Source organism: Gemmobacter aquarius (assembly GCF_003060865.1).
Lineage (GTDB): Bacteria > Pseudomonadota > Alphaproteobacteria > Rhodobacterales > Rhodobacteraceae > Paragemmobacter > Paragemmobacter aquarius.
The window spans coordinates 312,482-333,369 of record NZ_CP028918.1 but is presented as its reverse complement, the minus strand read 5'-3'; the positions used below and the strand labels follow the sequence as shown (position 1 = coordinate 333,369).

The following is a 20,888-nucleotide window of genomic DNA, read 5'->3' as shown; positions in this document are numbered from 1 at the left end:
CGTTCCGTCACGTCGGAACGGAATAAAGCACAAAGGGCGTGCGCGGCTGGTACGTATCGTAAAGCGCGCGGGCGGTCGCGTTGTCCTCGGCCGTCAACCAGCGAATGTTGGGACAGCCCATACCCCCCGCAACCGCGCGCACGTGGTCGATCAGGGCCCGCCCCGCGCCTTGGCCCCGCGCCTCGGGCAGTGTGAACAGGTCCGACAGGTAGCACACCTTCGACCCGCCCAGCGACCGGTGCATCAACTGGTACTGTGCAAAACCAAGCGGGCGATCATCGGCGTCGACCGCCAGATCGCACCAGAAGGGTTCGGCCGCATTAAAGATCCAGCCCCAGACGGCGGCTTCGGCTTCGGCGGTCGGGTTGGTCTTGTAAAAGCCGGCATAGGCGCGGAATAGGCCAAGCCATGCGGCGTGATCGGTGTCGCGAACGGGTCTGATACGCATGGGTCTCTCCGCAAATCGTTTCGCACAGACAAACGCCAGCGGCGGCAAATGGCAATCGTCCGCTACGCGCTTTCGCAGAAAGGTGGACGCAAAGCCGCTCGCGGCGCTATGCAAGGGGCGCTCCTGCATAGCGAAAGCCGGGGCATGGTGCTGGATAAGGGTGTTCGGGATGCAATTGAAAGCGCGCTATGGGGCATTTGGCCATAGGTCGGGCCTTGGCCTGTCGATCATGGCACTGGTCGCGGTCGCGGGCTGCGATGTCGCAGGAACAAGCCGCATCCGCACCATCCCGATCATCGACGGCGCAGTGGTCGCGTCGGCCCCCTCGGGCTATTGCATCTCTCCGGGCGCGGGCATGCGCGGCGACGACAGCGCGGTGATTCTGATGGGGCGCTGTTCGGGCGCCACATCGGCATCGGCCCCTCCGGCGATCATCACGCTCTCGGTCGGTCCAGCCGCCTCGGCAGGCGTCCTGGCCGGCGGGGGCGAAGCACTGGCCGCCTTTTTCCAGTCCGAAGCCGGACGCGCCGCCCTTGCCCGCGAAGGCCGGGCCGAAGACGTGCGCGTGCTCTCTGCCGCAGGCACGGATGCCACCTTCGTGCTCCACGTCGCCGACAACACCACGGGCGAATACTGGCGCGCCTTTCGTGGCCTGCGCGGACGGCTTGCCACCGTTTCGGTCACCGGATCGCCCGATGCCCCCCTGACATCCGACCAAAGCCGGTCGCTTCTCGACGCCGCGCTCGCCGCCCTCGACACCGCGAATCGCCTGCCGGTGCAGCCGCCCGCCTAGGCTTTCCGCGCGAAAGGTCACGCTCTGTCTACAATCGGCGACAAAACCGGCAATTAGCCAGTGGCGCGGCACGCCTTTTGCGGCATAAAGCGGGGCGAACCTCGGGTCAGCCCGGGTGCGGAATGGTAAAGACGGTGTGGCTTTGGGAAAACTTACGACGGTTCTCGATAGGGTTCTCCAGCGGCGGGCGCTGAAACTTTGGCAAGAGGCGGCAGACACTGCCGCGGCTGCCGACCTTGCCGACCTGCGCCATTGGCGCACCCGCGCCCGCAGCCTGCGCCGCCAGCTCGACCGGATCATCCATGTGGCCGATCACCGCCTTGCCCTGCCCGTCATCGGCTCTAACGCCATCCGCAAGCAACCCGGCACCGAATGGGTCTGGCGTCCCGAACTGTGGAAAGGCCCGATCCCGACCCCCGGCGTGGCCGCCGTGGCGACGCGGACGCAGGTGTGCGAGGGTGCCACCATCTTCCACGATTGCCGCCAGTCGGAACTGACCCTGCGCCAGATCAGGAACACACGCGAAGCCGATGTCGCGCCCTATGGCCTCAGGCTCGACGTATTCCGCTTCGACGGATCTTTCCTGTCACTGGTCATCGACCTTCCCGACGAAGGCGCGCAGGGCCTGAAACTGCGCCATCTCGTGCGGATCGACGCGATCATCGAAACCGAGAAACCGCTGGAAATCTTTGCCCGCCTGAACGTGAAACACGGGCCGAACACCGAACAGGTGGTCCGCGAGATGCCGCTCAACGGGGCCGAGACCATGGTGGAATTCGACCTGGCCTATACCAAGGTCAACGAAAAGCGGATCGAACGGCTCTGGATCGACCTGATCTTCGAAGGGCCGGAAATGAACCAGATCACCCTGCGCGACCTGACGGTCAGCCGCAGGCCACGGGCGGAGCTTTGACGATGGACGGGGTAAGCCTGACGAAAACGCGCATCCGCGGCGGAGTGTGGGAGGGCGTGCTGAAAGCCGATGTCGACCAACCCGGCCTCGAAGTGCGCCTGAACGACGCGGTCCTGCCCGGACTGACCGTCACCGCCCTTCCCGACGCCACGGGACAATGGCTGGTCAAGGTGCCGATCCCCGCCGCGGTCCTGACCGAGGGCGTGCAGACCTTCCTCATCCGCGCCCGCGCGGCGGGCGAGACGCTGGCGCATTTCACCATCATCACCGGCGTCGCCATGGAAGACGACCTGCGCGCCGAGATCGACCTGCTCCGCGCCGAACTCGACATGCTCAAACGCGCCTTCCGCAGGCATTGCGTGGAAACGACCTGACCACGCCCCGGCGCCTTTGCGGCCCAACGAATTTTCTGCGAAAATTCACGGCGCGCTCCGGCGGGGGGCGGGGGCTGATTTTTCGCAGAAAAATCGTTGCCCCCTGCAGTGACAGAACCTGACGCCACGTGAGCCGTGACATCCGTCCTTCGCTGCGCCATCAAGGCGGGCAGGAGACGCCCATGCCCTACCCCCACCTTCTCGCCCCCCTCACCCTCGGCCCGCTGACCCTGCCCAATCGCGTGGTCATGGGGTCGATGCATACGGGGCTCGAGGAGCGGGGCGACTGGGCGCGGGTCGCGGCATTCTACGCCGAACGGGCGCGCGGCGGGGTCGGGCTGATCGTCACGGGCGGCATGGCCCCCAATGCCGAAGGCGGCGTATTCCCCGGTGCGGCAGGGCTTTTCACCCCTGATGACATCACGAACCACGCCCGCGTCACCGCCGCCGTCCATGCCGCAGGCGGGCGCATCGCCATGCAGATCCTGCACGCGGGCCGCTACGCTTACGGCAAGGACTGCGTCGCCCCTTCTGCCATCCGTTCCCCGATCTCGCCCTTTCCCCCGCGCGAGCTTGACGAGGCCGGCATCGAAAAGCAGATCGCCGACATGGTCACCGCCGCCACCCGCGCACGCGACGCGGGCTATGACGGTGTCGAGGTCATGGGAAGCGAGGGCTACTTCCTCAACCAGTTCCTCGCCCGCCGTACCAACCACCGCACCGACCGTTGGGGCGGGGATTATGCCAACCGCATGCGCCTGCCGGTTCAGATCGTCACCCGCATCCGCGAGGCCCTCGGCCCCGCTTTCCTGCTGATCTACCGGATCAGCTTGATCGATCTCGTACCAGATGGTTCGACATGGGACGAGGTCGCCGCCCTCGCCCGCGCCATCGAAGCCGCGGGCGCCACCATCCTCAACACCGGCATCGGCTGGCATGAGGCGCGGGTGCCCACCATCGCCACCTCGGTCCCCCGCGCCGCCTTTGCCCACCTGACCCAGCGTTTGCGGGCCGAAGTGACCATCCCCGTCATCGCCTCGAACCGCATCAACACCCCCGAAGTGGCCGAAGACCTGCTGGCCCGTGGCATGGCCGACATGGTCAGCATGGCCCGCCCCTTCCTTGCCGATTCGGATTTCGTGGCGAAAGCCGCCGCCGGGCGCAGCGCCGAAATCGCGCCCTGCATCGCCTGCAATCAGGCCTGCCTCGACCACACCTTTTCCGGCAAGATCGCCTCCTGTCTGGTGAACCCGCGCGCGGGGCATGAGCTGGACCTGACCTATCCCCCGACCACCGCCCCCAAATGCATCGCCGTGGTCGGCGCAGGCCCCGCAGGCATGACCGCAGCCGCCATCGCCGCAGAACGCGGCCACAGCGTCACCCTGTTCGAAGCCTCGGGCCAGATCGGCGGCCAACTCCGCCTTGCCGCCCGCATTCCGGGCAAGGAGGAATTCGGCCCCCTGATCGACTGGTTTGCCACCCGCCTGCGCGTGGCGGGCGTCAACCTGCGCCTGTCCACACCCGCCACCCCCGCCCTGCTTGCCGGTTACGACGAGGTGATCATCGCCACCGGAGTCACCCCGCGTCAGCCCGATATCGCAGGCCATGACCGCGCGCTGTCCTATCTCGACGTGCTGAACGGCGCACCCGTCGGTCCCCGCGTGGCGATCGTCGGCGCGGGCGGCATCGGCTTTGACGTGGCGCAGTTCCTGACCGAAGCAGCCACCAGCCCCACGCTGCACCCCGCGCAATGGCGGCGCGAATGGGGCGTGGGCGATCCGGCACAGGTCGCGGGCGGCTTGGTCAGGCCCCACCCTGCGCCCGCCGCACGGCAAGTCTGGCTGTTGCAGCGCAAGGCCGAAAAGCCGGGCCGCAACCTTGGCAAGACCACCGGCTGGATCCACCGCGCCACCCTCGCCGCCAAGGGCGTGACGCTGCTGGGCGGCGTCACCTACCGCGAGATCACCGCCCAAGGCCTGACCATCGAACGCGGCGGCGCCCCCGAACTCCTGCCCGTCGACACCGTCGTCCTCTGCGCCGGACAGATCCCCAACCGCAGCCTTGCCGCCAGCCTTTCCGCCCCCTGCCACATCATCGGCGGCGCCGATGTCGCAGCCGAGCTTGATGCCAAACGCGCCATCGACCAAGCCGCCCGCTTGGCCGCCACGCTCTGACCCGTCCAAAGGTCGGGGCCGCTGACCGAAGTGTCGGCTTTCCGTTTCCGCAAAAGCAACGATACCCCGCAATACCGCGGATCGGACGCAACCGCGCCCCGATGCTGCCCGAATTGGCGATCAATACCGCCAAAGACGACCTCATAGCTTGCCAGAGGAAAACAATGGACCGACTGACCGAGATGGAAGCCTTCGCCACCGTGGTGGATCAAGGCGGCTTCACCGACGCAGCCAAGAAGATGGGCATTTCCAAATCCGCCGTGTCCAAGCACGTCTCGGCACTCGAGGCGCGTCTGGGGGCGCGCCTTCTGAACCGCACGACGCGCCGCGTGTCACCGACCGAGATCGGCCTTGCCTATTACGACCGCGCCCGCCGCGTGCTGAACGATGCTGGCGAAGCTGATGCGCTGGTCACTTCGATGCAATCCGCACCCTCGGGCCTGCTGCGAATCAGCGTGGCCACCGATTTCGGGGTCAACCTGCTCTCGCCGATCCTCGGGGATTTCCTGCTCGAATACCCCGACATCACCGTGAACATGGTGCTGAACAATCGCTACGTGGAACTGATCAGCGAAGGTTTCGACATGGCGATCCGCGTGGGAGAGCTGGAAGACAGCTCGCTCCGCGCGCGCAAGCTGACTGAAACCACCAAGCGCATGATCGGCTCGCCCGCCTATTTCCAGCGCCATGGCCGTCCGATGAAGATCGACGACCTGAATGACCACAAGCTGCTGCACTATTCCAATCAGGCCAATGGCAACGTCTGGAAGATCACCGCCCCCTCGGGCGAAAAGCGTCAGGTCCGCACGGCGGGCTGGCTAACCGTGAACGATGGCCAATCGCTGCTCAACGCCGCCGTGTCGGGCCTTGGCATCGCCTACCTGCCTTCGTTCCTGTATTACGACGCGATGAAACAGGGGCTGGTCGAAGAAGCGATCCCCGGCCTTCCGGTCGAAACCCAGGGCATCTACGCGGTCTACCCGCCGGGACGTTTCACCCAGCCCAAGGTGCGCGCCTTCATCGACTTCCTCGCCCGCAGCCTGATCGACAAGGGGCCCGACATCTGGTGATTTTTCACCGATAAGACATCAGCGGGTCGGGGTGGGCACCACTTCGACCCGCCGGTTTTTCTTGCGCCCCGCCTCGGTGTCATTGCTGGCACGCGGCGCGTCGGGGCCAACACCGTCAGCGGTGATCCGGCCTGCATCGATGCCGAAACGGGCCACCAATTCACCCCGTATCGCCTCGGCCCGTTTCTTCGACAGCGCGGTATTCTCGGCCCGCCCGCCCGACGAATCGGTATGGCCGACCAACCTGACCTGTGCGTCGGGATTGGCCTGCATCCAACCCGCCAGAATGCCAAGCGACGGGTATTCCCCCGCCGACAACCGCGCCACGCCCGATGCGAACACCAGATCGTCCAGCGCGAAAGCCTGCCCCGCCGAAAGCGCCGCAACCAGCGTATCGGGCGCGGCCACCGATTCGGGCGCCACCTGCAAAACGGGCACTTGCGCCGCAATCGCCGCCGCAACATCCGCCTCTACGGGGTCTTCCGGCGATTTGGTCGAAGCCGAAAGGTCAGGCTCGGCCTCGGCCCCCACGAGCGTCATCTGCACAAAGCCCCGGTCCGCCGACCGGCTGACCAGCAGCGACAGGAATTCCTCGCCCCGCTTGCCCACACGGCTTGCCGCCAGAAAGCGGTAATCGCCAAGGTCCACATGCATTTCCGGTTCCGGCAGCACGTCGATCCCGTAGCGGAAATCGAAACCGCCACAGGCCTCGGTCTCGCATTCGAACAGCGTGACCCACCCCGCCTTGGCGATCTGCACGCGCAAGGGGGCCAATATCTCCAGCGTCGTCTTGCCCTCGGCCTCTAGCCGCCACGCGGTCTGGTCCAAGGTGCCCTCGGTCAACCGCGTCGGCACTGCATCCAGCCGGAACGGCCCCGTGGGCAATCGGTACGAGGTCAGTTCCGCGCGCCGCTCGCCCAGCGCAGTCGCAGGCAGCGGAAATTCCAGCGAGAATCCAAGCACCGGAACAGGGACCAGCGCCGCACAGAACACCAGCCCAAGCCAAAGGCTGCTGTGACGCAAGGCTTGCGCGATAGGGTTCGGGTCGGTTCTCACTGCTCAGCCTCTTTTCGGGCTATCTCTTTCGATAGTGATACTGTCCCACAACATGCATGCTTAGGGAAGCATAGAGCGCCCGCGCGCCCGCGTTGGCCTCTGTCACCAACAATGCCAGCGTCTGCGCCCCCTGATCTTGCGCCCAACCAGCCGCAGCCCGCAGAATGTTGTGCGCGACTCCTTGCCGACGCATCTGCGGCGCGACCTCCAGCGCATGCAGCATCGCCAATTCGCCATGGAAGGCGACAAAAGCCACCCCTGCCGCACGGTCGCCCGCCCGCCCCAGAATGGCGCATTTCGGCCCCGTGGCGCGGTCCATCACCGCCAGCCGCGCAGGGCCGGTGCCCGCCTCGGCCCATAACGCAGCGGCAATGCCCAGCGGCGGCCAATGCGGAAAGGTGGTCAGAAAGGGTGGCGCAGGATCAGCCAGCGCGGCACAGGGCGCGGCATAGGCAACGACCGGATCGTTGATGCGATACCCCCGCGCCGCCAGCGCCGCATCCAGCGATGCATCCTCGGGCCAGATGACGAACAGCGGCTCTTGCCCCAGTGCAGCCATCGCCGCCTCGGCCTGCGGAATATCGGCGTCGCGCCACCCCGCCGCAGCACCCGCCGCCGAAACGCGCTGCCCGCCGCCCTGCCCTTCGCGGATGGCCCAAGGCCCGACACGGCGCACCGAAGCCGCAGGCCATGTCGCTTCCGTCAGGGCGGGCAGGCCGATCATGCAAACAGCGCCGCAAGCCGTGTCATCGCGGCATCGATCCGTGCAGGTTCGGTGCCCCGGATCACCAGATTGGTGCCATAGACGCCATTGGTATTGAACGGATAGCTGCCCATCGACAGGTCGGAAAACTCGGCCGCCAGCGCGGCGAAGTCTCCGGCAATCTCGCCCTCGCCCCGATTGACCCGCAAGGATTGCGACAAAAGCGGCGCTCCGCCCGTGAGCGTAGGCAAAACCCCCGCCAGCATCGCCTCGAAGATATTGGGCACCCCCGCCATCACATGCACATTGCCCAGCGTGAACCCCGGCGCGGTGCTGATCGGGTTGTCGATCAGGCTCGCCCCGTCGGGTATCCGCGCCATCCGCTGCCGCGCATCGTTGAACGGCAGCCCCGCCCGTTCGTAATGCGCGGCAAGCAATGCCATCGCATCGGCGCGGTGGGTGATCGCCACGCCAAAGGCCACGGCAATCGCATCGGCGGTGATGTCGTCATGCGTCGGCCCGATGCCGCCGCTGGTGAACACATGGTCGTAAGCGCGGCGGAGATCGTTCAACGCCGCCACGATGCGCCCCTGCTCGTCAGGCACCACCCGCGCCTCGGCAAGCGTGATGCCATGCTCGGTCAGGCGCTGCGCCAGATGATGCATGTTGCTGTCGCGCGTGCGCCCCGACAGGATTTCATCGCCGATCACCAGCATAGCAGCGGTGGGGTTGGGCATCGGCTCTCTCCTGTATTGCGCGTCAAACGGGGTATAGGACGCAGGCGCACCGTTTCAAAGTCCCTTTGGCGCGGGTCTGGTCTTCGCTCCCGGTTTTGCCTATCTATGACCAAAGAGTCGCAAGGACGGTTATGTTGGACGAAACGCGCGGTCGCATCACACGGGACGGTATCCGCATCCACGAGGATGCAGATTTCGCAGGCATGGCCGCCGCGGGCCGCATCGCCGCCGAAATCCTCGACGCGGTGGCCCCCCTTGTGGTGCCGGGTGCGACGACCGGCGAGATCGACGCCTTCATCACGGCCGAGGTCGAACGCCACGGCGTGACCTCGGCCACGGTGGGATACAAGGGCTACCAGCACGCCTCGTGCATCAGCGTGAACCATGTGGTGTGCCACGGCATCCCGGGCAGCAAGGTGCCGGGCCGCAGCAATGACGTGTTGCAGACGCAAGACATCCTGAACATCGACGTGACCGTGATCGTGGATGGCTGGTTCGGCGACACAAGCCGCATGTATGTGGCAGGCAGCGCCAAACCCTTTGCCCAGCGCCTGATAAACGTCACGCACGAAGCCCTGATGCGCGGCATCGCGGCGGTGAAACCGGGCAACACCTTCGGCGACATCGGCCACGCGATCCAGACTTACGTCGAAGCCAACCGCATGTCGGTGGTGCGCGACTTCTGCGGCCACGGCCTTGGCCGCGTGTTCCACTCGCCCCCCAATGTGCTGCACTACGGCCGCCCCGGCACGGGGCCGGTGCTGGAAGAGGGCATGTTCTTCACCATCGAACCGATGGTCAACCTCGGCCGCCCCGAGACCAAGGTGCTGTCGGACGACTGGACCGCAATCACCCGCGACAAAAGCCTGTCGGCGCAGTTCGAACATTCCGTCGGCGTCACCGCCACGGGCTGCCAGATATTCACCCTCTCGCCCGCAGGCCGCTTCCACCCCACCCAATGACCAAACGGAGCCCGCGCAAGCGCGCGGGCAAGCCATATCTCGCGCATGCGCGCTCGGGCGTAAGTAAGGGGGGTGCTCGCACCCCCCTCTTGGCCGTTCCGGCCAATTCACCTCCCCGAGGATATTTAAGCCAGCGTGAAACAAGCATTCCCCTTGCCGCTTTCATGCTTGCTCAAATATCCTCGGGGTGAGCCCGAAGGGCGAGGGGGGCGAGCCCCCTTCTTTTCCATCCCCGCAATGCCACGGCATCAAAATCGCCACGCAGGGTTGCAACCCCGCGCGCTGCGTGGAAATTTGGGCGCGTCAAGATGAGGATGTGCAATGAAGACCGTATCGGAAAGCCGGGCTTTCGGTGGCGTGCAGGGCGTCTATACCCACCCTTCGGACCTGTGCGATTGCGACATGACCTTTGGCCTTTTCCTGCCCGAGCAGGCCGAGGACGGGCCGGTTCCGCTGTTGTGGTTCCTGTCGGGTCTGACCTGCACGCATGACAATGCCATGGTGAAATCCGGCGCGCAGCGTTGGGCGGCCGAAGCGGGGATTGGCCTCGTGTTTCCCGACACCTCGCCGCGCGGCGCGCAGGTGGCCGACGACACGGCCTATGATCTGGGCCAAGGCGCGGGCTTCTACGTCAACGCCACCGAAGACCCGTGGGAGCCGCATTTCCAGATGTGGGATTACATCACCGACGAACTGCCCAACGTGCTCTTCTCCGCCTTTCCATTGGCCGAGGTGGCGCAGTCGATCACCGGCCATTCCATGGGCGGCCACGGTGCCTTGACCATCGCCATGAGCTTTCCGGGCCGCTTCCGCTCGGTGTCCGCCTTTGCCCCGATCTGCAACCCCACTGCCAGCGACTGGGGCCGCAAACAGTTCACCGCCTATCTTGGCAAGGACGAAGCGACATGGGCCCCCTATGACGCCACCCTTCTGATGCGCAAACGCGGCTTCGATGGCCCGATGCTTATAGATCAGGGTACCGCCGACCAGTTTCTCGACCTTCTGAAACCCGAGGCAATGGCCGAAGCGATGGCGTCGCGCCGTCAGGGCGGATCGTTCCGCATGCAAAAGGGCTATGATCACAGCTACTTCTTCATTTCCACCTTCATGGAGGAACACGTCGCCTTCCACGCAGCGGCGCTGCATGCCTAGGATCTTCATCGACGCCGACGCCTGCCCGGTCAAGGACGAGGCCGAGCGCGTCGCCACACGCCACGGCGTCCGTATGCTGATGGTGTCGAACGGCGGCATCCGCCCGTCGGCCAACCCCCTGGTCGAAAGCGTCTTCGTTTCCGCCGGACCGGACGAGGCCGACAAATGGATTGCCGAACAGGCGGGGCCGGGCGATGTGGTGGTGACGGGCGACATACCCCTTGCCGCCAAGGTGATCGCCGCAGGCGCGGTCGTGGTGAAACACAATGGAGAGGTGCTTACCGGGCGCAACATCGGCAACGTGCTGGCCACGCGCGACCTGATGCAAGACCTTCGCAGCGCCGACCCGTTCCGTCAGGGCGGCGGCCGGCCCTTTTCGAAAGCTGACCGCTCGCGTTTTCTCGAAGTGCTGGAACACGAACTCCGCGCCGCCAAGGCGCTTGGCTAAGCCGGGCGGCGGGTGCAGAGCACCCACCCTACGAAAGGCGGCACGCAACCGTAGGGTGGGTGATTCACCCACCCTCCTTTGCCACCCGCCATGTCGCAGGCAGGATAGAAACGCCGCGCCAAGCGCGGTTGACTGCCGTCATCATGACCACCCAACCCGCAGCCCGCACCACCCTAACGGGCATCCTTCTGGCCCTAGGCGGCAGCGCCACGCTGTCGATCAACGACCTTGCCATCAAGTTCCTGTCCGGCTCTTACGCGCTGCATCAGGTCATCCTGATCCGTGCCGCGATCGGCATGGTCTTCCTGCTCGCGCTCATGCATTTTTCCGGCACCGGCTTTCGCCAGATCATCACCCGCCGCGGCCGCGACCATATGATCCGCGTCGGCTTCGTGCTCTGCTCGAACCTGTGCTACTTCCTTGGCCTCGCCGCCCTGCCGCTTGCCGATGCCGTGGCAATCGCCTTCGTCTCGCCGCTTCTGGTCACGCTGCTGTCGATCCTCGTGCTTGGCGAAAAGGTCGGGCCGCGCCGCTGGCTTGCGGTCTGCGTCGGCATGGCGGGCGTCGTCGTCATGCTGCGCCCCGGCACGGGGGTGATCCAGCCCGCCGCGATCCTCGTGCTGATCTCGGCCTTCTGCTACGCATCCAGCCACATGATGACACGGCGGATGAAGGATACCGAATCCGCCATGACGCTTTCGTTCTACGTCCAATGCGGCTTCATCCTTTTGTCCACCCTGATGGGCCTGACAGTCGGCCAAGGCCAGTTTTCGGGGTCGGACAATGCCTCGGTCGCCTTTCTGCTGCGCCCATGGGTCTGGCCACCCTTGCATGACGCGCCGTGGTTCCTTGCCACCGGCATCGCCGTTGCGGTGGGTGGGCTGATGGTGAGCCAAGCCTACCGCCTGCTCGAAGCCGCACTCGTGGCGCCCTTCGAATATGCCGCCATGCCGCTTGCCATCTTCTGGGGCATCGTCGTCTTCGGCACATGGCCCGACGCCACCGCCGCTTTGGGCATTGCGCTGATCTGCGGCGCGGGCATCTATACGCTCTGGCGCGAAACCGTCCGCCGCAAGAAGGACATCACAGGTGACCCCCGAGGCAGTGATCTTTGACATCGGCAATGTGCTGACCCGCTGGCAGCCCGAAGCCTTTTACGACCGCGTGATAGGCGAGGACCGCCGCCGCGCCCTTTTCGCAGCCGTCGATCTGCACGCCATGAACGACCGCATCGACGCAGGCGACCCCTTCCGCCAGACCGTCTACGACTGCGCCACGGCCCACCCCGACTGGGCACCCGAGATCCGGCTTTGGCATGACCGCTGGCCCGAACTGGCGCAGCCCCTGATCGACGGTGGGGTCCGCCTGCTCCACGCGCTGCGCGCCAAGGGCGTTCCGGTCTTTGCCCTGACCAACGCCAGCGGCGAAACCTTTGCGAATCATGCCGATAGCCTGCCCTTCCTGCGCGACTTCGACCGCCTCTACGTCTCGGGCCGCATGGGCGTGATGAAACCCGATCCGCGCATCTATGCCATGGTGGAAAGCGATTGCGGCATCGCCCCCGACCGGCTGCTGTTCACCGACGACCGCGCCGACAACATCGCCGCCGCCGCAGCACGCGGCTGGCGCACCCACCACTTCCTGAATTGGCAAGGCTGGGCCGACTGCCTGATCGCCCAAGGCCTGCTCACCAAAGCCGAGGCCGGATTATGATCCCGAACATCATCGGACCCGGGGCCGAACGGCTTCTCTCATGGCAGGGCCTGACCGACGCGATCGAAGCGGGCCACCGCCTGCCACGGGCGCAGATCGACGATATCCTGTTCCATCGCGGCGCCGACACCATCCTGAACCGCGCCGCGTGGATCGACGGCATGGCGCAACTGGTCAAGGTCGCAACAGTTTTTCCCGGCAATGCCGCCCTGCATCGCCCCACGATCAACGGCGCGGTTACCCTGTTCGATGACCAGACCGGAGAGCTTCTGGCGCTGGTCGATTTCCACCTCGTCACCAAATGGAAAACCGCCGGCGACTCGCTGCTGGCCGCAAAGAAACTCGCCCGCCCCGATTCCTCCACCATCCTGCTCGTCGGCGCGGGCACCGTGGCGCGGTCGATGGTCGATGCCTACGCCTCGCATTTCTCCGATGCCCGCTTCCTCGTCTGGAACCGCACCCCCGCCGCAGCCGCGGCCATGGCCGCAGTCGACCCGCGCGTCACCGCCGTGACCGACCTTGCCGCCGCCGTGGGCCGCGCCGACATCATCTGCACCGCAACCATGTCGACCGAACCCCTGATCCGGGGCGCATGGCTGCGGCCCGGCCAGCACCTCGACCTGATCGGCGCCTACCGCCCCGACATGCGCGAGGTCGACGACGAAGCGATGCGCCGCGCCACCGTCTTCGTCGACAGCCGCGCCACCACGCTGCACCATATCGGAGAGCTGATAGACCCGCTCGCAAATGGCACGATCACCGAAACCGACATCCGCGCCGATTTCTACGATCTGGCGTCAGGCATCTACTGCCGCCATTCGCCAGATCAGATCACCATCGCCAAGAACGGCGGCGGCGCGCATCTCGACCTGATGACCGCGCATTACATCATGGGCCGCTGGGCAAACCGTTAGGCGGGTCATAAGACGGGCCATCAAGCGGGCCGCTCGGAACCGCCAGCACATCGGCGCGTTCAGAACGCAAGGGGCCGCACCGGCCCCAAGCTCTGAAAGGCCGCGCCCCCCATGTCGATCATCTGGACCATCATCATCGGCTTTCTCGCAGGCGTCATCGCCAAGCTGATCACACCCGGCCGCAATGAACCCTCGGGCTTCATCCTCACCACGCTTCTGGGCATCGTCGGCGCCTTCGTCGCCACCTACCTCGGTCAGGCGCTGGGCTGGTATGGCCCGAACGAAGGCGCGGGCATCATCGCAGCGATCGTCGGTGCGGTAATCGTGCTCGTGATCTGGGGCGCCGTCTCGCGCCGCCGCTGACCCACCCGAACCCATCCACAGGAGGACCATCATGGCCCGTTCCACCCCGTCCCTTCTTGCCCTTCTGGGCATAGCCACCGTCGCCGGCTACCAGAACCGCGACAAACTGGGTGACATGCTCGGCGGCGCAGGCGGCGCGTCCGGCCAGCAGCCCAACGCATCCGGAGGCATGTTTTCGGGCGGCCTCGGCGGCGGGCAGGGCACGGGATCGGGTGGCGGTCTTCGCGGCCTTCTCGGCAGCCTCGGCGGCGGCGGGCTTGCCGGCGGCATCGGCGAACTGATGGAGCGTTTTGGCCAGTCCGGTCACCGCGACCGCGCCGAAAGCTGGGTCGGGTCAGGCTCGAACCAGCCCATCGACCACAGCGAGCTCGAACAGGCGCTCGGCCACGACACGCTTGACGAACTGGCCCAGACGACCGGCCTGTCGCGCAGCGAGATCCTCGAACGCCTGTCGCACAACCTGCCGCAAACCGTCGACCGCTTCACCCCCCACGGCCGCATCCCGACCGAGGACGAAGCGCAAAGCCTGCTCTGACGTGCCTGTAGGGCAGTTTGCAAGGGCCGCTGCGCCCGTGCAATCGCTCAACCGGCCTACAGTCATAAACAAGTGGATCGGGCGCCGGTTGGCAGCAGTGGCGGCATGCGGCTTGGTGTTCATCGCGCCCTTGGCGAAATATGTGCGGAATGCCTTTGTCCGTCCATGCGGCGAGCTGGTAGTTTGCCGGGACCCGCAATCTTGCGGGCCCCGGTCGGGCGATATCAGACCCTGACGAAGTTCGTCATGGCCAGCGCGCCGAAGGGAAGTTGTGCCAACGCCCCGCCGACAGCTTGCGTCCCGACATCGACGGCGAAGAAGCCCATCTTTTCGATGACTGCACCGACCTCGGCCTTGGCTGCGGCATCATTGCCCGAATAGAACAGCACACGCTGCCCGCCGTTCACGGTCGGCTCTTTAAGCACGTCCACATCCAGATGGTTGAACGCCTTGACCACCCGCGCACCCGGCACAAAGCCTGCAAAGATGTCGGTCGACGCGACGCCACCCAGATCGATTGGCGCGATGCCATAGGCCGCGAACGGGTTGGTCGGGTCGTTCCGCTCGGGGCTACCTTCTTCCAGGAAGGCGACCGGGTTCGTGCCGTCGATGACGATCCGCCCGTTCCATGCCGGAAGGGCAGACAGCACCTTTTCGGCGTCGACCCACCGCAGCGCGACCAGCACGATGTCGGCGGCTGCCGCTTCGGCCAGAGTGCCTGCCTTCAGCGTCGGGCCGATTTCCTTGACGAGATCGGCCAGCGATTCCGGCCCACGGCTGTTGGCGATGGTGGCGCTGATGCCGACCTTGGCCAAAGCCCGTGCCACACCGCTGCCAAGTGCGCCTGCACCGATGATTCCGATAGTCATTTCATTCTCCACTCTTAAAACTGGGCCGTAAGGGGAAGATCGTCAGCGCCCATTTACTGTCCGGTCGATTATATGAATGTGTGTTAACTGCACACCGACATTTCTTAGCCTGCGTCTGACACGAAACCCGTGTTTTCAGACACGTGCGGCAGCGGAAACAGTCTCTGCTATCTCGGCAATCGTCGTGCGACCAAGCTCGGCCTCCATCGCCGCTCTTGCCCGCGCCAGCGTGGGGTTGATGGCACCAAGAATATTGGCCCCCACCGGACAAACCGCGCTGGGCGGCTGGCGATGGACCGCGAACAGTTCCGTATCCTCGACAGCGCAATAGACATCGAGCAAGCGAATTTCGTTGGCAGCCTTCGCAAGGAGTGCCCCGCCGCCGCTGCCAAGCTGCGACCGGGTCAACCCTGCCTCGGCCAGACGCGACAAAAGCCCGCGGATCACCACGGCCCCGGTATTGACCGTGACGGCAAGATCTTCCGACCGAAGCGGCTTGTCGCCGGTCACGGCAAGCGCGGTCAGGATATGGGTGGCTACGGCAAAGCGGGTGCTGGTTGGCATGATGTGTTCCGTTTGTGTGTCGATACCACTATTACATATGATACGCACCGTCAAGCAAAAAATCACACCACCGCGCCGGTGCAGCATAATCTTGCGATAGCCGCTCTAGCGACCGCTTTGCAGATATGGCGCCCTTCCGCCTCGGTCCACGTCAGGCCGCGCGTGCTGCACGGAAGCTCAGGTTGGCTGGCGCGCCACGAAATACAGTTCCGTCTCCATCAAGGTGCAACGGATGGCCGTCTGGCACCCGAGCCACCCGGTCATCAGGTCGCGCAACCGGCTGCAAAACGCTGTCATCACCTCGCTTGTCCGATCCTGCCTGCGCAAAAGCACCAGTTCGACATTCGCGGGCGTCTGGCCGGCGGGGGATTTCACCCCGATCAGGACGATATGACAGGCCGCGTCTGTCACGCCCAACGCCTCGCAGAGATAGCGCCGAAGTTCGGCCATAGCGGCCTCCGACCGCTCCGTTACGCCTGCCAGAACACTCTCGTCCACATAGATCTTTACGTTAGGCACGCTCGGCACCTGCGGGCTGCAAATCGCTCTTCAAAAGCGCGATATTCCTCTGGTCGGGACGGATCAGTCCCGCCTCGATCTCAAGCGCGATCTCTACGACCCGTTGGTTGACCGGTGCCGCCTGCCCGTGGGCGCGCAGGATGTCGACAACCCAACCATTCACCTCGCGCACCTCGGCCCGCCGCCCCTTGCGCCAATCCTGAAGCGACGTCGTCAGCGTATCCTCGCGCGAGAACGTCTTGAGCACTTCGGCGAAAATCTCGTCCACGTAGCGTTCGGGATCGTTGCTCATGCTTGGCGGCATCCCGATGATCGGCATGATCGTCGCCCCGTCCGCCAAGGCGGCACGCATCGCCTCGTATCCCGCCTCGCGCATCACGTCCAGCATACCGGGCGCGCGGGCGGCATCGTTCAGCGCGGTGTCGATGATTGCGGAAGGTATCAGTTCGGCGGCATTCACAACCAGTTTCATCCACTTGGCCGAGCGGATGTCGTCGACCACCTCGACCCGCCCCGAATGGCGCAGTATCTCGGCCACGCCTTCGACGCGGTGTTGCTGGGCAGGGTCCAGCGCACCCAGCGCAAACCAGCTTTCGTCATGGTCGTTCTGGCGGTTGGTAATGCCCGGCACCCACATGTTCGATGCGATTTCGATCACAGCGCCAATGGTGCGGTGATGACCGACCACCGACGCGATCTCTTCATGGGTCATGCCATTCTGTAGCCCGACGATGAATCCGTCTTCCGCCAGAACCGACTTGGCAAGATGGCTGGCCCAAAGCGTGTCGTATGCTTTTACAACCAGAAAGATCAGGTCGAAGGGCTGCTTGATCTCGGCCACCTGGCACAGATGCAGCGCCGGAACCCGCACGTTGAAACTGCGCGTCGGCAAGTTCACCGTGATCCCTTTATCGCGGATCGCCTCGATATGCGCGGGCCACTGGTCGATGAACGTCACATCCAGCCCCGCTGCCGCAAAATCCGCCGCGATAGATGCACCCTGCGCTCCGGTGCCCAGAAAGGCGATGCGCGGGCTTTGTTTCAGGCTGGCCCCGGTCATGTCGGTGTTCATCCCCTCAGCCCTTTACCCTGCGGTTCAACACAAAGTCGAACGTCGACCGCCACTTGGTCTCGCCCCCTTCGACCAGCTCGAACGGTGCAATCAGAGTGTCTTTCACACCGAAAACCGCGTCCGATGTCAGGTAGTCATCGCCCGCCACAAAGGTATGCGTGACCACCGTCTCGAACCCGTCGCAACTGACGATGAAATGCATATGGGCAGGCCGCCACGGGTGACGCCTGAGCCGTTCAAGAAGCTGTCCCACCGGCCCGTCCGCCGGGATCGGATAGGAAACCGGCTTGATACCGCGAAAGCGGTAATGCCCGTCCGGCCCCGTGACAAAGACGCCACGGTTGTTGTGCTCGGGCTGCTGCCCCGGTTGCTGCACGTCATAAAAGCCGTCCTCGTTGTCGGACCACACATCGATCCGCACGCCTTCTAGCGGGTTGCCGTCAAGGTCCGTCACGCGACCCTCGAAAAGGCAGGTCTCGGTCCCGCCGTCCTTGGTGATGTTCGCCCCCATCGGGTATTCCGGCGCGCCGTCGACATGGAACGGGCCAAGCACCGTGTTTTCGGTCGCCCCGACCGGGCGGCGGTTGTTGATCGCATCGACCAGCATCGACACGCCTAGAACATCCGACAGCAAGATGAATTCCTGCCGGTTGCCATCGCACATCTGGCCCGTGCGCGTCAGAAAACCGATGGCCGCTTCCCATTCCTCTTGGGTCAGGCCGACATCCTTGATGAAGGCATGCAGATGTTCGACAAGCCGCTGCATCACATGCGCCAGCCGTGGCTCTGTGCCCGCTCCGATCCGGCCATTCACAGCCTCGACCGAGCCGCTTTCCGTAAAGAACTGAATATCTGGCACTTTTGTCATCCGGTTTCCTTTGTCGAAATGCGCGCACCTGCCCGCAAGCGGCCGAGGCCGAACCCGATCGGGCCATGCTTGCGGTATCGGGCGGCGTCAGGCCTTGGTCTGGCTTCTTGCCGTCGAATAGATCAGGGCCGCGGCAAGGATCAGCACGCCCTGGAATACGTATTGATAGGTCTGCGACAGGCCGAGGAACGACACCGCGTTCAGCACCTCGGTCAGCAAGACCGCGCCCATCACGGTGCCGATGAACGTGCCCCGCCCGCCCCGCAGACTTGTCCCGCCCAGCACGACCGCCGTGATGCTGGCCAATGTATAGCTTACCCCCTGCTGCGGATCACCGACGCCGATCTGCACCATCAGCATCACCGCCCCCAGCGCCGTGCACAGCGCCACGGCGACGTATCCCGCAACTGCCACACGGTCCACGCGGATACCCATCCGCCGCGCAGCGCCTTCGTCCGACCCGATGGACCGCAACTGCCATCCGGCGCGGTGGTAGCGCAGCCCGTATTCGGCCAGCAGCGCCACGGCGACCAGCACGATAAACGCCACAGGGATCGGTCCCAGCTTCCAGCCGATGAAATCCATCACCGCAAAGTTGATGTAACCGTCCGGCCCGTCACGCAGCACGAAGCTCATGCCTTGCAGGCCGATATACATGGCAAGCGTCGCCGCGATCGGGGTGAAATTGGCAAAGCGTATCAACAACCCGTTGATCGACCCCACCACCAGCGCCCCCGCGAACATCAGCGCGAACCCCAGCGCGATGGTCTGCGGCGACTGGCCATCGTTGATGAAGAACGACGCCACCACCACCAGAAAGCCCGCCAAAGGCCCGACCGAAAGGTCGATCCCGCCCATCAGCAGGGCAATGGTCTGCCCCATCGCGATGAACCCCAGCGCGGTCGCCAGAAGCAGGATGTTCGAGATGTTGAAGGCCGAGAAATAGTTGCCGTTCTGGCTGAACACATAAAGCCCCAGCGCCGCGATCACGATGGCAAGCGGCGCGACCGTCGCATTGTCGCTCTGGATGAAATCGTGCAGGGGCCGTTTCTTCGCGGGCAGTCTCTGCACCGCATCGTCGCCGGCTATATGCGTCTGCGCCTTGACCGCTGCCGCCACGATCCTCTCTTCGGTCACGTCCTCGCCCCGCAGCGTTTCGGCCACGCGGCCCCGCGACATGACGATGACGATATCGCACAGCCCCTCCAGTTCGGCCGCGTCCGACGAATTGACGATCACCGGCGTGCCCGCTTGCGACACCTCGCGCAGGATGCGGTAGATCTCGAACCTTGCGCCCACATCGACGCCTTGGGTCGGCTCGTCCGCCAGAATGAAACCGGGCTTCGACATCAGCGCCCGCGCCATGACGACCTTTTGCTGGTTGCCACCCGACAGCGACAGGATCTTGGCCTCCAGCCCCGGCGTCTTGACCGCAAGCGATCCGAACAGCCGCTTGACCTCGTCACGTTCGGCGCGACGGTTCACGATGCCCAGATGGCTTAGCTGGTCCAGCGCAGAGAAAGTGGCGTTCTCGCGCACCGTCAGATCGGCGATGATCCCTTCGGAATGGCGGTCCGACGGCATATAGGCCGACTTCTGTTTCACGTCCGCAGCGGTCAATGTCTTGTCGTCAAGGCGGATCTCCCCGCTCCACGACTCAAGCCCCGCCAGTGCCCGCATCAGTTGCGCCTGACCGTTGCCCTCGACTCCGGCGACCCCGATGATCTGCCCGCGTCCGACGGCGAAACGCACGTCGTGGAATTTGCGGCCCGACAGACCGCTTACGGCAAAATTCGTCGCCGGTGCGCCCTCGGCGCATTTGGGCGGAAAGGCCGAAGCAAGGCTGCGCCCGACGATCATCGCCATCAGGTCGTCATCCGTCACGTCGCGCACCAACGCCCCGCCCTTGAACCGCCCGTCGCGCAGCACGGTGACGCGATGCGCGATCTGGCGCAGTTCGGCCAGACGGTGTGTGATGTAGATCACCGCCGTTCCCTGCGCCACGACGGAACGGATGCGGTCGAACAGCATCTCGGTCGCGTCCTGGTCAAGCGCGGCGGTCGGCTCGTCCAAGATCAGGACCGGCGGGCGCGTCGCCAGCGCCTTGGCGATTTCCAACAGGTGCTTTTGCGCCACCGTCAGCGCATCGGCCCGCAGATGCAGCCCGACATCCAGACCGACATCGTCAAGCATTCCCCGTGCGATGCGCTCAGGGTCGCCCGCAGCAAAAACCCGCGCGGGCAGCGCCACGCGCAGGTTTTCCAGCACGGAAAGATCGTCAAGCACAGCCGGATGCTGGTAGGACACCGAAACGCCCAGTGCTGCGGCCTTTTCCGGCGTCATCGGGCTGACGGTCACCCCGTCGAATTCGACCGTGCCGGTATCGGGCCGGAACACACCCGCGATCACGTTCATCAGCGTGGACTTGCCCGCGCCGTTCTCGCCAAGGATGGCATGAACCTCGCCCGGATAGATTTCGACCGACACATCCGCCAGAGCCGTGACACCGGCAAAGGTCTTGGTGATGCCGGAAAGCCGTATCCTTGGCACGACCAGCGCCGCCGGGGCGGCATCCTGCACCTGCATGTCGTTCATCGCTGCTACCTCGGGCATGACCTGTCCTGCTGTCCCGAAACGGGAA

General features: G+C 65.0%; 23 protein-coding genes. 13 read left to right on the top strand and 10 right to left on the bottom strand.

Annotated elements, in window-relative coordinates; translation table 11 throughout:
- Positions 1–7 precede the first annotated feature (7 nt).
- Positions 8–448, bottom strand: coding sequence for a GNAT family N-acetyltransferase (locus HYN69_RS01545; RefSeq protein WP_159082324.1), 441 nt, complete (start codon positions 446–448; stop codon positions 8–10).
- Positions 449–617: 169 nt separating this feature from the next.
- Here HYN69_RS01545 and HYN69_RS01540 point away from each other — a divergent pair, with 169 nt between their 5' ends.
- From HYN69_RS01540 to HYN69_RS01520, 5 genes are all read left to right on the top strand, one after another.
- Entirely contained in the window at positions 618–1,241 is a 624-nt protein-coding gene (locus HYN69_RS01540) for a hypothetical protein (protein ID WP_108434191.1), read from the top strand.
- Between the two features lie 136 nt (positions 1,242–1,377).
- Entirely contained in the window at positions 1,378–2,154 is a 777-nt protein-coding gene (locus HYN69_RS01535) for a DUF6478 family protein (protein WP_108434190.1), read from the top strand.
- Between the two features lie 2 nt (positions 2,155–2,156).
- On the top strand, positions 2,157–2,528 hold the full coding sequence (locus HYN69_RS01530; RefSeq protein WP_108434189.1) for a hypothetical protein: 372 nt from the start codon (positions 2,157–2,159) through the stop codon (positions 2,526–2,528).
- Positions 2,529–2,710: 182 nt separating this feature from the next.
- Positions 2,711–4,702, top strand: coding sequence for an NADPH-dependent 2,4-dienoyl-CoA reductase (locus tag HYN69_RS01525; RefSeq protein ID WP_108434188.1), 1,992 nt, complete (start codon positions 2,711–2,713; stop codon positions 4,700–4,702).
- Between the two features lie 164 nt (positions 4,703–4,866).
- Complete coding sequence (locus HYN69_RS01520) at positions 4,867–5,772, top strand: LysR family transcriptional regulator (protein WP_108436973.1); 906 nt, start codon at positions 4,867–4,869, stop codon at positions 5,770–5,772.
- Between the two features lie 18 nt (positions 5,773–5,790).
- On the opposite strand, the gene HYN69_RS01515 is transcribed toward HYN69_RS01520, so the two are convergent.
- Genes HYN69_RS01515 through HYN69_RS01505 form a run of 3 tightly spaced genes read right to left on the bottom strand, consistent with a single transcriptional unit; the run spans position 5,791 to position 8,268 of the window.
- Positions 5,791–6,828 carry an OmpA family protein gene (locus HYN69_RS01515; RefSeq protein ID WP_108434187.1) on the bottom strand — a complete coding sequence of 346 codons (1,038 nt, stop codon included), beginning with the start codon at positions 6,826–6,828 and terminating at the stop codon, positions 5,791–5,793.
- A gap of 19 nt (positions 6,829–6,847) precedes the next feature.
- Positions 6,848–7,552, bottom strand: a complete 705-nt coding sequence (locus HYN69_RS01510; RefSeq protein WP_108434186.1) for a GNAT family N-acetyltransferase — start codon at positions 7,550–7,552, stop codon at positions 6,848–6,850.
- Positions 7,549–8,268, bottom strand: a complete 720-nt coding sequence (locus tag HYN69_RS01505) for a competence/damage-inducible protein A (RefSeq protein ID WP_108434185.1) — start codon at positions 8,266–8,268, stop codon at positions 7,549–7,551. The genes HYN69_RS01510 and HYN69_RS01505 overlap by 4 nt, the downstream gene beginning before the upstream one ends.
- A 131-nt stretch (positions 8,269–8,399) precedes the next feature.
- On the opposite strand from HYN69_RS01505, the gene map reads away from it, so the two are divergent.
- The 8 genes from map (at position 8,400) to HYN69_RS01465 (ending at position 14,355) form a co-directional block, all read left to right on the top strand.
- Positions 8,400–9,230: a type I methionyl aminopeptidase gene (gene map / locus HYN69_RS01500; RefSeq protein WP_174213590.1), complete on the top strand. Its 831-nt coding sequence runs from the start codon at positions 8,400–8,402 to the stop codon at positions 9,228–9,230.
- 321 nt (positions 9,231–9,551) lie between these two features.
- Positions 9,552–10,382, top strand: a complete 831-nt coding sequence (gene fghA / locus HYN69_RS01495) for an S-formylglutathione hydrolase (RefSeq protein WP_108434184.1) — start codon at positions 9,552–9,554, stop codon at positions 10,380–10,382.
- On the top strand, positions 10,375–10,830 hold the full coding sequence (locus HYN69_RS01490; protein WP_108434183.1) for a YaiI/YqxD family protein: 456 nt from the start codon (positions 10,375–10,377) through the stop codon (positions 10,828–10,830). The genes fghA and HYN69_RS01490 overlap by 8 nt, the downstream gene beginning before the upstream one ends.
- A 143-nt stretch (positions 10,831–10,973) precedes the next feature.
- Positions 10,974–11,945 carry a DMT family transporter gene (locus HYN69_RS01485; RefSeq protein ID WP_108434182.1) on the top strand — a complete coding sequence of 324 codons (972 nt, stop codon included), beginning with the start codon at positions 10,974–10,976 and terminating at the stop codon, positions 11,943–11,945.
- A complete protein-coding gene (locus HYN69_RS01480; RefSeq protein WP_108434181.1) occupies positions 11,920–12,543 on the top strand; it encodes an HAD family hydrolase in 624 nt (207 codons plus the stop codon). The genes HYN69_RS01485 and HYN69_RS01480 overlap by 26 nt, the downstream gene beginning before the upstream one ends.
- The gene (locus HYN69_RS01475; RefSeq protein WP_108434180.1) at positions 12,540–13,457 is read left to right on the top strand and encodes an ornithine cyclodeaminase family protein; all 918 of its coding nucleotides are present in this window, start codon (positions 12,540–12,542) and stop codon (positions 13,455–13,457) included. Before HYN69_RS01480 ends, HYN69_RS01475 begins: the two co-directional genes overlap by 4 nt.
- A 111-nt stretch (positions 13,458–13,568) precedes the next feature.
- Positions 13,569–13,820, top strand: coding sequence for a GlsB/YeaQ/YmgE family stress response membrane protein (locus HYN69_RS01470; protein ID WP_108434179.1), 252 nt, complete (start codon positions 13,569–13,571; stop codon positions 13,818–13,820).
- Positions 13,821–13,851: 31 nt separating this feature from the next.
- Positions 13,852–14,355 (top strand): YidB family protein, encoded by a 504-nt coding sequence (locus HYN69_RS01465; RefSeq protein ID WP_108434178.1) that lies wholly within the window; start codon positions 13,852–13,854, stop codon positions 14,353–14,355.
- Between the two features lie 224 nt (positions 14,356–14,579).
- On the opposite strand, the gene HYN69_RS01460 is transcribed toward HYN69_RS01465, so the two are convergent.
- The 6 genes from HYN69_RS01460 to HYN69_RS01435 all read right to left on the bottom strand — a co-directional run bounded on the left by HYN69_RS01460 (position 14,580) and on the right by HYN69_RS01435 (position 20,860).
- Positions 14,580–15,224, bottom strand: coding sequence for an NADPH-dependent F420 reductase (locus tag HYN69_RS01460; protein WP_108434177.1), 645 nt, complete (start codon positions 15,222–15,224; stop codon positions 14,580–14,582).
- A gap of 135 nt (positions 15,225–15,359) precedes the next feature.
- Entirely contained in the window at positions 15,360–15,788 is a 429-nt protein-coding gene (locus tag HYN69_RS01455; protein ID WP_108434176.1) for an Rrf2 family transcriptional regulator, read from the bottom strand.
- Between the two features lie 177 nt (positions 15,789–15,965).
- Entirely contained in the window at positions 15,966–16,307 is a 342-nt protein-coding gene (locus tag HYN69_RS01450; RefSeq protein ID WP_159082323.1) for a hypothetical protein, read from the bottom strand.
- Positions 16,300–17,379: a ketopantoate reductase family protein gene (locus HYN69_RS01445; RefSeq protein ID WP_216824634.1), complete on the bottom strand. Its 1,080-nt coding sequence runs from the start codon at positions 17,377–17,379 to the stop codon at positions 16,300–16,302. The genes HYN69_RS01450 and HYN69_RS01445 overlap by 8 nt, the downstream gene beginning before the upstream one ends.
- A 4-nt stretch (positions 17,380–17,383) precedes the next feature.
- Positions 17,384–18,247: an intradiol ring-cleavage dioxygenase gene (locus HYN69_RS01440; protein ID WP_108434174.1), complete on the bottom strand. Its 864-nt coding sequence runs from the start codon at positions 18,245–18,247 to the stop codon at positions 17,384–17,386.
- 87 nt (positions 18,248–18,334) lie between these two features.
- Positions 18,335–20,860 carry an ATP-binding cassette domain-containing protein gene (locus tag HYN69_RS01435; protein ID WP_216824633.1) on the bottom strand — a complete coding sequence of 842 codons (2,526 nt, stop codon included), beginning with the start codon at positions 20,858–20,860 and terminating at the stop codon, positions 18,335–18,337.
- Positions 20,861–20,888: the final 28 nt, after the last annotated feature.

Bases quoted from the DNA above. Each gene is read 5' to 3' on its own strand.
- HYN69_RS01445 (WP_216824634.1), bottom strand. From the start codon at position 17,379: ATGAACACCGACATGACCGGGGCCAGCCTGAAACAAAGCCCGCGCATC.
- HYN69_RS01530 (WP_108434189.1), top strand. From the start codon at position 2,157: ATGGACGGGGTAAGCCTGACGAAAACGCGCATCCGCGGCGGAGTGTGG.
- map (WP_174213590.1), top strand. From the start codon at position 8,400: ATGTTGGACGAAACGCGCGGTCGCATCACACGGGACGGTATCCGCATC.
- HYN69_RS01475 (WP_108434180.1), top strand. From the start codon at position 12,540: ATGATCCCGAACATCATCGGACCCGGGGCCGAACGGCTTCTCTCATGG.
- HYN69_RS01505 (WP_108434185.1), bottom strand. From the start codon at position 8,268: ATGCCCAACCCCACCGCTGCTATGCTGGTGATCGGCGATGAAATCCTG.
- HYN69_RS01545 (WP_159082324.1), bottom strand. From the start codon at position 448: ATGCGTATCAGACCCGTTCGCGACACCGATCACGCCGCATGGCTTGGC.
- HYN69_RS01490 (WP_108434183.1), top strand. From the start codon at position 10,375: ATGCCTAGGATCTTCATCGACGCCGACGCCTGCCCGGTCAAGGACGAG.
- HYN69_RS01435 (WP_216824633.1), bottom strand. From the start codon at position 20,860: ATGCCCGAGGTAGCAGCGATGAACGACATGCAGGTGCAGGATGCCGCC.
- HYN69_RS01540 (WP_108434191.1), top strand. From the start codon at position 618: ATGCAATTGAAAGCGCGCTATGGGGCATTTGGCCATAGGTCGGGCCTT.
- HYN69_RS01520 (WP_108436973.1), top strand. From the start codon at position 4,867: ATGGACCGACTGACCGAGATGGAAGCCTTCGCCACCGTGGTGGATCAA.
- HYN69_RS01460 (WP_108434177.1), bottom strand. From the start codon at position 15,224: ATGACTATCGGAATCATCGGTGCAGGCGCACTTGGCAGCGGTGTGGCA.
- HYN69_RS01470 (WP_108434179.1), top strand. From the start codon at position 13,569: ATGTCGATCATCTGGACCATCATCATCGGCTTTCTCGCAGGCGTCATC.
- HYN69_RS01465 (WP_108434178.1), top strand. From the start codon at position 13,852: ATGGCCCGTTCCACCCCGTCCCTTCTTGCCCTTCTGGGCATAGCCACC.
- HYN69_RS01510 (WP_108434186.1), bottom strand. From the start codon at position 7,552: ATGATCGGCCTGCCCGCCCTGACGGAAGCGACATGGCCTGCGGCTTCG.
- HYN69_RS01455 (WP_108434176.1), bottom strand. From the start codon at position 15,788: ATGCCAACCAGCACCCGCTTTGCCGTAGCCACCCATATCCTGACCGCG.
- fghA (WP_108434184.1), top strand. From the start codon at position 9,552: ATGAAGACCGTATCGGAAAGCCGGGCTTTCGGTGGCGTGCAGGGCGTC.
- HYN69_RS01440 (WP_108434174.1), bottom strand. From the start codon at position 18,247: ATGACAAAAGTGCCAGATATTCAGTTCTTTACGGAAAGCGGCTCGGTC.
- HYN69_RS01485 (WP_108434182.1), top strand. From the start codon at position 10,974: ATGACCACCCAACCCGCAGCCCGCACCACCCTAACGGGCATCCTTCTG.
- HYN69_RS01525 (WP_108434188.1), top strand. From the start codon at position 2,711: ATGCCCTACCCCCACCTTCTCGCCCCCCTCACCCTCGGCCCGCTGACC.